The 10,154-nt window shown below is 60.8% G+C and carries 15 protein-coding genes; 10 read left to right on the forward strand and 5 right to left on the reverse strand.

The window, feature by feature from the left end:
- The first annotated feature begins 55 nt into the window (after positions 1 to 55).
- The 7 genes from SKZ59_RS24925 to SKZ59_RS24955 all read left to right on the forward strand — a co-directional run bounded on the left by SKZ59_RS24925 (position 56) and on the right by SKZ59_RS24955 (position 4,423).
- Positions 56 to 460 carry a DUF4398 domain-containing protein gene (locus SKZ59_RS24925; protein ID WP_319993273.1) on the forward strand — a complete coding sequence of 135 codons (405 nt, stop codon included), beginning with the start codon at positions 56 to 58 and terminating at the stop codon, positions 458 to 460.
- Between the two features lie 26 nt (positions 461 to 486).
- Complete coding sequence (locus SKZ59_RS24930; protein ID WP_034758945.1) at positions 487 to 1,386, forward strand: OmpA family protein; 900 nt, start codon at positions 487 to 489, stop codon at positions 1,384 to 1,386.
- Positions 1,387 to 1,470: 84 nt separating this feature from the next.
- Complete coding sequence (locus SKZ59_RS24935; protein ID WP_070304102.1) at positions 1,471 to 2,007, forward strand: ferritin-like domain-containing protein; 537 nt, start codon at positions 1,471 to 1,473, stop codon at positions 2,005 to 2,007.
- 58 nt (positions 2,008 to 2,065) lie between these two features.
- Positions 2,066 to 2,368: a DUF883 family protein gene (locus SKZ59_RS24940; RefSeq protein ID WP_034758939.1), complete on the forward strand. Its 303-nt coding sequence runs from the start codon at positions 2,066 to 2,068 to the stop codon at positions 2,366 to 2,368.
- A gap of 17 nt (positions 2,369 to 2,385) precedes the next feature.
- Positions 2,386 to 2,772, forward strand: coding sequence for a phage holin family protein (locus SKZ59_RS24945; protein WP_034758936.1), 387 nt, complete (start codon positions 2,386 to 2,388; stop codon positions 2,770 to 2,772).
- 21 nt (positions 2,773 to 2,793) lie between these two features.
- Positions 2,794 to 3,132, forward strand: a complete 339-nt coding sequence (locus SKZ59_RS24950) for a hypothetical protein (protein WP_319993274.1) — start codon at positions 2,794 to 2,796, stop codon at positions 3,130 to 3,132.
- A gap of 136 nt (positions 3,133 to 3,268) precedes the next feature.
- Positions 3,269 to 4,423, forward strand: a complete 1,155-nt coding sequence (locus SKZ59_RS24955; protein ID WP_319993275.1) for a patatin-like phospholipase family protein — start codon at positions 3,269 to 3,271, stop codon at positions 4,421 to 4,423.
- Between the two features lie 81 nt (positions 4,424 to 4,504).
- On the opposite strand, the gene SKZ59_RS24960 is transcribed toward SKZ59_RS24955, so the two are convergent.
- Genes SKZ59_RS24960 through SKZ59_RS24970 form a run of 3 tightly spaced genes read right to left on the reverse strand, consistent with a single transcriptional unit; the run spans position 4,505 to position 5,511 of the window.
- Entirely contained in the window at positions 4,505 to 4,807 is a 303-nt protein-coding gene (locus SKZ59_RS24960; RefSeq protein ID WP_219329638.1) for a hypothetical protein, read from the reverse strand.
- A 44-nt stretch (positions 4,808 to 4,851) separates the two neighbouring features.
- Positions 4,852 to 5,004: a DUF3309 family protein gene (locus SKZ59_RS24965; RefSeq protein WP_010396415.1), complete on the reverse strand. Its 153-nt coding sequence runs from the start codon at positions 5,002 to 5,004 to the stop codon at positions 4,852 to 4,854.
- Positions 5,005 to 5,064: 60 nt separating this feature from the next.
- Complete coding sequence (locus tag SKZ59_RS24970; protein ID WP_034758920.1) at positions 5,065 to 5,511, reverse strand: glycine zipper 2TM domain-containing protein; 447 nt, start codon at positions 5,509 to 5,511, stop codon at positions 5,065 to 5,067.
- 269 nt (positions 5,512 to 5,780) lie between these two features.
- On the opposite strand from SKZ59_RS24970, the gene SKZ59_RS24975 reads away from it, so the two are divergent.
- The 3 genes from SKZ59_RS24975 to SKZ59_RS24985 all read left to right on the forward strand — a co-directional run bounded on the left by SKZ59_RS24975 (position 5,781) and on the right by SKZ59_RS24985 (position 8,001).
- Entirely contained in the window at positions 5,781 to 6,335 is a 555-nt protein-coding gene (locus SKZ59_RS24975; protein ID WP_034758917.1) for a hypothetical protein, read from the forward strand.
- A gap of 82 nt (positions 6,336 to 6,417) precedes the next feature.
- Positions 6,418 to 6,729, forward strand: a complete 312-nt coding sequence (locus SKZ59_RS24980; protein ID WP_034758914.1) for a BON domain-containing protein — start codon at positions 6,418 to 6,420, stop codon at positions 6,727 to 6,729.
- A gap of 72 nt (positions 6,730 to 6,801) precedes the next feature.
- The gene (locus tag SKZ59_RS24985) at positions 6,802 to 8,001 is read left to right on the forward strand and encodes an AI-2E family transporter (protein ID WP_413774599.1); all 1,200 of its coding nucleotides are present in this window, start codon (positions 6,802 to 6,804) and stop codon (positions 7,999 to 8,001) included.
- 57 nt (positions 8,002 to 8,058) lie between these two features.
- Here the strand turns inward: SKZ59_RS24985 and SKZ59_RS24990 are convergent, their stop codons facing one another.
- Positions 8,059 to 9,006 (reverse strand): YihY/virulence factor BrkB family protein, encoded by a 948-nt coding sequence (locus SKZ59_RS24990; protein ID WP_319993276.1) that lies wholly within the window; start codon positions 9,004 to 9,006, stop codon positions 8,059 to 8,061.
- Between the two features lie 71 nt (positions 9,007 to 9,077).
- Positions 9,078 to 10,106 carry an OmpA family protein gene (locus SKZ59_RS24995; protein ID WP_070304100.1) on the reverse strand — a complete coding sequence of 343 codons (1,029 nt, stop codon included), beginning with the start codon at positions 10,104 to 10,106 and terminating at the stop codon, positions 9,078 to 9,080.
- Between the last annotated feature and the right edge of the window lie 48 nt (positions 10,107 to 10,154).

Raw genomic sequence — 10,154 nt, forward strand, 5'->3', positions numbered from 1 at the left:
TTCCAGATGCACCGACGTATGAACCTTACTGCTTACATTCTCCAGGAGAAGAAAAATGACAAACCGAGATTTCAAGATGTCCCCGTTGGCCGCCTTGGCCGCTTGCGCCACCGCCATTGTGCTGATGACGGGTTGCTCCAGCCTGAAAACGCCAGCCACGGCCGACGTCGCCGTGTCGCGCGCCGCCGTCGATAACGCCGCCAGCGCCGGCGCCGCCGACCTGGCGCCCGATGAAATGCGTTCGGCCCGCGAAAAAATGCGCATGGCCAACCAGGCGCTGAAAGACCGCGACTACAAGACGGCGCGCGACCTGGCCGACCAGGCGCAAGCCGATGCCAAGCTGGCGCAAAGCAAGGCCAACTCGGCCAAGGCCACCAGCGCTGCCGACGAGATCAACGAAAACATCCGCGTCATGCGCGAAGAGCTCGACCGCGCCAATCAGCAAGCCCCAAAACAATAACTAATAACAATAACTAGGACCCCATCATGAAAAAAGCTACTTACACCACCATTCCCGGCCTGCTGGCCATGGCCGCCTTTGTTGCCGCCTGCAGCTCCGCACCGACCACCACCAGCCTGCTCGACCAGACCCGCGGCGACTACATGGCGGCGCAATCGAACCCGATCGTGTCGACCTATGCGCCACGCGAATTCCGTGAAGCGAGCGCTGCCCTGGAAGCGGCGAACGCGGCCGCCACGCGCCAGGAAGATAGCGAAAAAGTCGACAAGCTGGCCTACCTGGCCAAGCAAAAGATAGCCACGGCGCAAGAAGTCGCCAAGCAGAAAGCTGCGGAAGCCGATATCGCCAACGCCGGCAAGCAGCGCGATCAATTGCGCCTCGATGCGCGCACGCAGCAGGCTGACCAGGCAACGGCCCGCGCCCAGTCGGCGCAGGCCGATGCGGAAGCGGCCAAGGCCCAGGCACAAGCTGCCGAAGCGTCGGCCCGCGATGCGCAAGCCCGCGCCGCCGGACTCGAGGCGCAGCTGGCCGACCTGGCCGCCAAGAAAACCGAACGCGGCATGGTGATCACCCTGGGCGACGTGCTGTTTGGCACGGACAAGGCGAATCTGACGGCCGATGGCGCGAATACGGCGCGCAAGCTGGCTGATGTGCTGAAAAACAACCCGCAGCGCACCGTGCTGATCGAAGGCTTCACGGATAGCACGGGCGGCTCCGCGCACAACCTGGAATTGTCGCAACGCCGCGCCGAATCCGTGCGCAATGCGCTGCTGGAGCAAGGCATCAGCCGCGACCGCATCGCCACGAAAGGCTATGGCGCCGCCTATCCGGCCGCCGGCAATGACACGGCGGCAAACCGCCAACTGAATCGCCGGGTGGAAATCGTCTTGTCCGAGGACAACACGGCGATTCCCGCCCGCCGTTAAACGCCTTGGGGCGTTGTAAGCCAAAGGCAGCACCGGCCGCAACCTGGCCGGTGGATACCCACGCAAGTATTGAAAGGAAGCATCATGACACCAACATCTGTTGAGATTCCAGCTGGCATCGATACGGCGGCCATCCGCGCTGCCGCGAAAAACCTGGACGACGGCGCCGTGACGGCCGGCTACCAGGCCGACCGCGAGGAGTTGATTACCTTGTTGAATGGCGCGCTGGCCACCGAACTGGTGTGTATCGCACGCTATAAACGCCATTACTACACCGTAAGCGGACGCGACAATGGCAGCATCAAGGCCGAGTTCCTCGAGCATGCGCAGCAGGAGCAGGAACATGCGGACTGGCTGGCCGAACGCATCGTGCAATTGAATGGCAAGCCAGATTTTAATCCTGCAACATTGCTTGCGCGTAGCCATGCCGAGTATGATGACTCCGAAGACGTGCAGAGCATGGTGCGTGCCAATCTGATCGCGGAGCGGGTAGCGATCGAGTCGTATCGCCAGATGATTGTGAAAATCGGCGACAAAGACCCGACCACACGCCATTTGTTGATCAAAATCATGGCTGTTGAAGAAGAGCACGCCGATGATATGCGCGATCTAATGGAATAGTGTTTTTGAGTAAAGTAGGTATAGTAACTACATTCATCCACAGCTAAGGAGCTAAACCATGTTGGAAAATAATATCACCACCGTTAATAACGATGTCAAAACCCTCGTCAAGGATGCACAAGCCCTGTTCAGCGCCGCTGCCGCCCTGACTGGCGAAAAAGCCGATGAAGTGCGCATCAAGGGCATGAAAACCCTGGACGCCGCCCTGGCCAAGGCGCATGAAGCGCAAGCGTCGGCCATCGTCGCCACCAAGCAGATGGCTGCCCAGGCAGACGGCTATGTCAAGGAAAACCCATGGCGTACGGTGGCCGTTGCCGCTGGCGTCGGCGTGCTGGTCGGCTTCATCCTGGGCCGCAAGTAATCCCATACAGGAGCGATATGGACAAGTCTGCTTCGTCTCACCAGGGGCCGGGATTGATCGGCTCGGTCGCCGGCCTGGCCAAAAACGCCGTCGGACTGATGTTGTCGCGGCTGGAACTGGCCACCATCGAGCTGTCGGAAGTGCGCAATCACATGCTGCAGCTGATTGTCATTTTCGCGCTGGCGACGGTGGCGGGCTTGTTTGCCATCGCTTACGGCAGCGTGCTGATCGTTTTCCTCGCCTGGGATAGCCTGGGCTGGAAGATCCTGGCGATCATGACGGTCGTGTTCGTACTGCTGGCCATCGCGCTGGTCATGTATGCGCGCGCCATGCTGCGTCAAGGAAAGCTGTCGATGCCGGCCACCATGGCGGAATTGAAGGCCGACCGCGACATGCTGATGTAAGCTGCCTCACGAGGAGAATTCATGTCGGAAACCGACAAACTGGCGGCGCAAGCCGCCCGCAAGCGCCTGCTGATCGCCCAGGGCGAAATGTACCGCGTGGGCATCGTGCATGCGCGCGCCAACGTGGGCTATGCATTGCGTCCCGAGTCGATGCTGCAGGGCGTGGTCGAGACGGCGGTCGGCTTTGCCGGCCACCGCGTCGAGTCCCTGCTGGCGCCGGGCGGCATGCGGCTGCAAGGCGCCATGCCCTACGTGCTGACGGCGCTATCGTTTATCGGACGCAAGAAGCTGGTCAAGCCGGCCCTGGTCCTCGTGGCCATTGCCGCCGTTGCCGCCAGCTGGCTGCGCCGCAAGCGCTGAACGCCAGCCGTGTTGCACAGGAACGCCGTCATTGACGGCGTTTTTTTTGCCTGCACCCAAGGTCCGGCGCGCACTGACGCAATCCCTTACAATGATTCACGCCGCATTCCGCGCGGCGGACAGAGGGGCCATCTTGATGACGCATTCGAAGACACCGATCAATCAGTTAAATCCCTCGCGCCTGCGCATCGTGCTGGTGCTGCAGGGCGGCGGCGCACTGGGCGCCTACCAGGCCGGCGTCTATCACGCTCTGCACGAACATGGCCTGGCGCCCGACTGGGTGGTGGGCACCTCGATCGGCGCCATCAATGCCGCCATTCTGGCTGGCAACAAGCACGAAGACCGGCTCGTGCGCCTGAAACAGTTCTGGCAGCGCGTGGCGCACCGCGACAGCATCGACATGAACCTGGTCTCCGACCAGCAGCGCCGCTCGAACATCTGGCTGGCCACGCTCGATACGGTGCTGCGCGGCGTGCCCGGCTTCTTCAAGCCGCGCACCTTCAGCCTGTTTCCTGCCGGAATCGCCGTCAAGCCGGAAGAGGCCAGTTTTTATGACACCAGCGAGCTGGCCAGCACCCTTGAGGAACTGGTCGACTTCGATTACCTGAACGAGCCGGGCGGCATGCGCCTGACGGTCAACGCCCTGCGCGTCAAATGCGGCAGCCTCACCAGTTTCGACAGCCAGCAGCAAGCCCTGACGGCCGACCATATCCGCGCCAGCGGCGCCTTGCCGCCCGGCTTTGCCGGCGTGCGCGTCGATGGCGATTTATATTGGGATGGCGGCCTGTACTCGAATACGCCGCTCGAAACCGTGCTCGACGACACGCCCCACGTCGACACCCTGGTCTTCATGGTGGATCTGTGGAGCTCGGAAGGGCCGGAACCGACCACCCTCGATGAAGTGCAGACGCGGCAAAAGGATGTCACCTTCGCGTCGCGCTCGAAGCGGCATATCGCCGATTATGTGAACACGCACACCTTGCAGCGCAAATTGCGCGAACTGTATGCCGGCCTGCCCGACACCAAGCACAACCGCCAGCAGACGGAAGAACTGGTGGCGCTCGGTTGCGACAGCACCATGCACATCGTGCGCCTGCCGTATGCGGGGCGCGACTGGCATATGGCGGCCAAGGATATCAATTTCTCCAAGGGCTCGATCGAATGGCGCTGGGAGCAGGGCTACCAGGATGGCTTGCGCGCGATCAAGGCGGCCGGCTGGCTGGCTTTTGTCACGGAAGATACGCCGCTCGTGGTGCACGAACTGCCACCCTACGAACGCGACGCTGTTTAGTGACGCCTGTCAAAACCTGCTGCGCGTCGGTTTTGCCAGGCGTTGCAAGAGTACAGAGCAAGAGTACGGCGCATTGCTGCATTACTGCGTATGCGCCGCTGCGCGCAGTTTTTCCGCATTCGCCATGTCTTGCCGGTACGTGTCTTGTGCATCCTTCAGGCAGGTGGCGCGCGCGGCGGACGGTTCCGTACGGCAGGCTTTTTTGGCCTCGGCCAGGGCGGCGGCGATTTCCTTGCGCAGGGTGCGCAGCTGGGCTTGCGCCGTGCTGTCTTCCTGGTACCAGCGTTGCGGGTCGCCCGGCTGCGGCGTGGCTGTCTGGGCCAGTGCCAGCGGCGCCAGACTGCAGGCGAACAGGGTCGCCAAGAGTGTGTTGTGGATAGTCATGATATTTCCTCCTTGAAATAAAAAAGGCGCCGTAGCGCCTTTTTTTACAACCTGCCTGTCAGTAATAGCAGGATCAGTATCACTACGACCAGGCCGGCGATGCCGCTGGGGCCGTAACCCCAGTTGCGGCTATGCGGCCAGGTGGGCAGGACGCCGACCAGGGCCAGGATCAAGATGATCAGAATGATGGTGCCCATGGTATCTCCTTGTTTGGTGCATGGTCCGGCGCAGGCTTGCTGGCAAGCCCGGCCAACGGATTAATAGCGGTAGACGCGGCCGTCAACGACGCGCACGCGGTTGCCCGGGCGCAAATCATTGGCGTTGTCTTGCACCACGGTACGGTATTCGCCGTTGTCGAGACGCACGCTGATCTGATAAGCCTGTGCCTGCTGCTTGCGGCCTTCGACCTGGTTGCCCACGACGCCGCCGGCGACGGCGCCCGCCACGGTGGCGGCCGTGCGCCCGCTGCCCGAACCGATGGTATTGCCCAGCAGGGCGCCGGCGATGCCGCCGACCACGGCGCCGGCGCCGCTGGTTTGACCGCCACCCTGCACGATCTGGATGGAATCGACAGTGCCGTACATGGCGGACTCAGGCTGGTTGGCCGGGTAATACTGTTGTGATTGGGAAGGGCCGGTGGCACAACCGCTCAGTACGGCGGTGGCGGCGAGCATCAGTGCGGCCAAAGTGGCGTTGGTTTTCATTTTATTCTCCTGACGAGGTGAGGGTGTAGTGCCATCTTAGTCATGCCCCCGTCCCGGGTCTGTACGCTGCCGCACGTAGTTATTTGCTGCCAAAAATGGTATTTTTTACCGTAGCGATCCACCAAAACGTTGTTATTTCTCCCTGTATCCCTTTCGCTTTCAAAATAAATTACTTGTGTACGGCAGCGTACAGAAGAGCGGCGACTATCCACGTAAAACGGTAGTCATGCCAAGCAGACATGTTTGGTACCACCAGGGAGAAATACAATATGAACAAGAATAAGCTTTTCACCGCCATCGTCGTCAGCCTGGCGTGCGCCGCCTGGGGCGGCCAGGCAGTGGCCGCCACGCCGGAAGCAAAAGCAGCCTACAAGGCGGCCAATGAACAGGCGGCCCTGAACTACAAGCTGGCGCATGCCGAGTGTGAAAAAATCACGGGCAACCCGAAGGATGTCTGCATCGCCGAAGCGAAGGCCGTGCGTACCTACGATGAAGCCGTGGCCCAGGCGCAATACACGAATACCTTGCGTGCCTACACCAAGGCCCGCATCAAGATTGCCGATGCCAATTACGACGTCGACCTGGCGCGCTGCAATGCGGTGACGGGCAACGACAAGGATGTCTGCGTCAAGCTGGCCAAGTCCACCAAGGTGGCGGCCCTGGCCGATGCCAAGGCGGACAAGAAAGTCATCGAAGCGCGCAGCGATGCGCGTGAAGCAAAGAGAAAAGCCGAGTACAAGGTCGCGACAGAAAAATGCGATGCATTAGCCGGCGCAGCCAAGGATGACTGTATCAAGGCTGCAAAAACCCAGTTTGGCTACTGAGCTCCATCCGGCGCGCAGTCACCACACTGGTATAAGAAGCTCATTGTGAGCACATTGATTGACCACTCCTAAGGAAAAAACCATGAAATTCACTAAATCTATCGCTACTGGCCTTTTCGTCGCTTCCCTGTTCGCCGTTGCAGGCTGCGCTTCGACCCCAACCAAGGAAGGCACGGGCGAGTACATCGACGACGCCGCGATCACCACCAAAGTGAAAGCCAGCATCTTCAATGAGCCTACCCTGAAATCGACGGAAATCAACGTTGAAACCTTCAAGGGCGTGGTTCAGCTGAGCGGCTTCGTTGCCCAGCCAGCCGATGCCGCCAAAGCGGGTGAAGTTGCCCGTGGCGTCAAGGGCGTGAAGTCGGTGAAAAACGACATCCGCGTCAAGTAATGGCCTGACCCGCCGCAGCGGCCAGCCCCACGGCTGGCGCTGCGGCCCACCACCGACCGTCGCGGGAATCGCATGCATATCCAGCCTTCAGATACCCCGCCCGAGCCGGTGGCGGCTGCCTCCACCGAGCCTGCCGGGCCACCTCCCGGCACTCCCGTGGAGCACCTAGACGCATCCTTGCGTTTGCCGCTGCATGTCAATGCGCGTGGCATGGCGCTGGGCATCATTGCCACCGTCAGCTTCATTTATGCGCTGCAGTGGGCACAGAAATTCCTCATTCCCGTCATCTTCGGCATTTTCATTGCCTACACCCTCAATCCCGTCGTCGCCTGGCTGGAAAAGCTACGCCTGCCGCGCGCCATCGGCACCACGGTCGTCACGGCCCTGATCCTGTTCGGCTCCATCGTTTTGGTCGAGCGCGTGCAGGGCGAATTCGAATCCATCGTTGAAGAGCTGCCTGCCGCCACGCATAAACTGTCGCGCCTGATCGCCGCCAATACGGGCGGCAAGAACAGCACTTTCCAGAAGATGCAGGCCGTGGCCAATGAAATCGAGCAAGTGGCCGCCGGCGCCGAGGCGCGCCGCAACACGCGCCGCGCCGCGGCAGCGTCCGAAGGTCCCAACTTCAAGATCATGGACTGGGTCTGGGCAGGCTCGCTGGGCCTGGTGGGCTTCATCAGCCAGGCCACGATGGTCATCTTCCTCGTGTTTTTCCTGCTGCTGTCGGGCGACACCTTCAAGCGCAAGCTCGTCAAGCTGACGGGACCGTCGCTGAGCCGCAAGAAGGTCACCGTGCACATCCTGGAAGACATCAATACCTCGATCCAGAACTATATGTTCATGCTGCTCGTCACGAATGGCTTGCTGGCCGTCCTGATGTGGATCGCCCTGCGCGTGATCGGCCTGGAAAACGCGGGCGCCTGGGCCATCGTGGCCGGCTTGCTGCACATCATGCCGTACTTCGGCCCCTTGCTCATCACCATCGCCACGGGGCTCGTCGCCTTTTTGCAGTTTGAATCGCTGGAAATGGTCTTGCTGGTGACGGGCACGTCGATGGCCATCGCCACCCTGGTAGGCACTTTTGTCACCACGTGGATGACGGGGCGTATTGCCCGCATGAATCCCACGGCCGTCTTCATCAGCCTGCTGTTCTGGGGCTGGCTGTGGGGCGTCTGGGGCTTGCTGCTGGGCGTACCCATCATCGTCATCGTGAAGGTCGTGGCCGAGCGCGTGCAGGGCATGGAAGTGGTGGCGGAATTGCTGGGCGAGTAAGTTGAGGCTGCATAAGAACAACGGCGCCTGCGGGCGCCGTTGTTGCGTGCAGACTGCCTACGATTGGTGGCGTTTCAATATCTTCACTTGCAGGTCGCCGTCTTCCGTCTTCGGCATATCCTTCATGCTGCCCAGTTGCAGGGCGAACTGGCGCGTGAATTCGGCGCCCAGGAAGAAGATTTGCGCCGAGTAATATACCCACAGCAGCAGGGCTACCAGCGAACCGGCCGCGCCATAGCTGCTGGCCACACCGCTATTGCCGATATACACGCCAATCGCATATTTCCCCAGTGAAAACATGAAAGCCGTGCCGATGGCGCCGATCAGCACGTCGCGCCAGGACAGGCGCACGCGCGGTAGCATTTTATAGATGACGGCAAACAGGCTGGCGATGACGGCAAAGCCGATCAGGTTCGACAGGAGGGTAAACAGCACGGCCGTGTCCTTCCACACGCCTTCCCAGAAGTTGGCGAGGATGGCCATGGCGGCGTTGACCACCAGCGATACCATCAGCAGGAAGGCCAGCACCAGCACCAGGCCGAACGACAGCAAGCGCGTGCGCAGCATGTCCCAGGCGCCCGCTTCCTTCAAGGGCGGCACTTGCCAGATTTCATCGAGGCTCGCTTTCAGCTCGGCAAACACGCTGGTGGCGCCAAACAGCAGCAGGGCGCTGGCGATGAGGGTGGCGATGCGGCCCTGTTCATGGTTTTTCGCGCCGGCCAGCACGAGCTGGATGGCTTCGGCGCCTTGCGTGCCCAGCAAGCCCTGCAATTGCCCCATCAGCTCGCCGCGCGCGGCGGCCGGGCCATAGAAAAAGCCGGCGATGGCGATTACCAGCACGAGGATGGGGGCGATGGAAAACAGGGTGTAATAGGCGAGGGCGGCCCCCTTGCTCGAGGCGCGGTGTTCCAGCCATTCAGTGACGGAACAGACGAGGACACTGCGCATCTGCTTGCTGAACGGCGCCAGGCTGGCCAGTTTGGGATAGCGGGTAGAGAAATTCATGGTGGCTTTCAATGCAAAAAGGGGCGCGAGCCCCTTTTTTTTAATTCACAAGTGGCGTACCACTGTTCAGCTTACTGCACGCGGCGTTCGATGGTGATTTGCTCCACTTCAACGCGGCGGTTTGGTTCCAGGCACTTGATCAGGTCGGCACGTTTCTTGTTGTTGCACGTGACGACAGGATTCGTGGAGCCCTTGCCTTCGGCCGTCAGGCGGTTGGCGGCGACACCGTGGGCGACCAGGTATTCCTTGACTGCATCAGCGCGCTGCTGCGACAGTTTCAGGTTGTACTTGGGCGAACCGATGCGGTCGGCATAACCACTGATGACGACGTTGTTGACGTCCGGCGCTGCCGTCAGCACGCGTGCGATTTCGTCGAGCTTGGTCTGTGTCGGACCCAGCTTGGCGCTGTCGAACGCGAACAGTTCCGTTGCCGACATCGTCACTTTTTCAAAGCGTGCTGGTGGCGGTGGCGGCGGTGGCGGCGGCACGACCACGACCACTTCTTCACGCACTGGCGGCGGTGGCGGTGGTGGCGGCGGTGCAGGCGGTTTGTTGAACGCGTAGTTCAGGCCCACGGTCACGTAGTAGTTGTTGGCCTTGCTGCTCGGGTCGAACGTGTTGCCGCGCAGGAAACCGTGGACGTTGCGCACGTCAGCCTGGACGGACAGTTGATCGGTGATGCTGGACTGGAAACCCAGGCCCACGCTGGCGTATGGCGAGCTCTTGCTGCGCTCACCGAAGGCGAAGCTGGTGTCCTTGTCGCGTTGCATACCGGCACCGACCAGCAGGAAGGGACGGAAGGCTTTGCGCGAGAACATATACAAGCCGTCTACGCCCAGCGTATTTTGCTGGTAGCGCTGACCGCCATCCTTGGAACGTGCATACGTGGTGCCCAGCTGGATATCCCAGTCCTGGGAAACAGGCTTACCGAAGCGCAAGCCTGCGCCATAGCCGGTTTTATCCGTGGCGAAGTCGGAATCTGGCTTGAGTGCGTTGATGCTAGGTTGAATATACCAGGAGGGATTGATTTCCTGGGCCTGTGCGCCGAGGGCAGAGCACAGGACTGCGGCGGCAACGGCGATTTTTTTTAGATTATTCACAAGTAACTCCCAACGTTGATAAGAGATTTTCTCTACGGCATCAAAACG

Source organism: Janthinobacterium sp. GMG2, assembly GCF_033949445.1.
GTDB classification, from domain to species: Bacteria; Pseudomonadota; Gammaproteobacteria; order Burkholderiales; family Burkholderiaceae_D; genus Janthinobacterium; species Janthinobacterium aestuarii.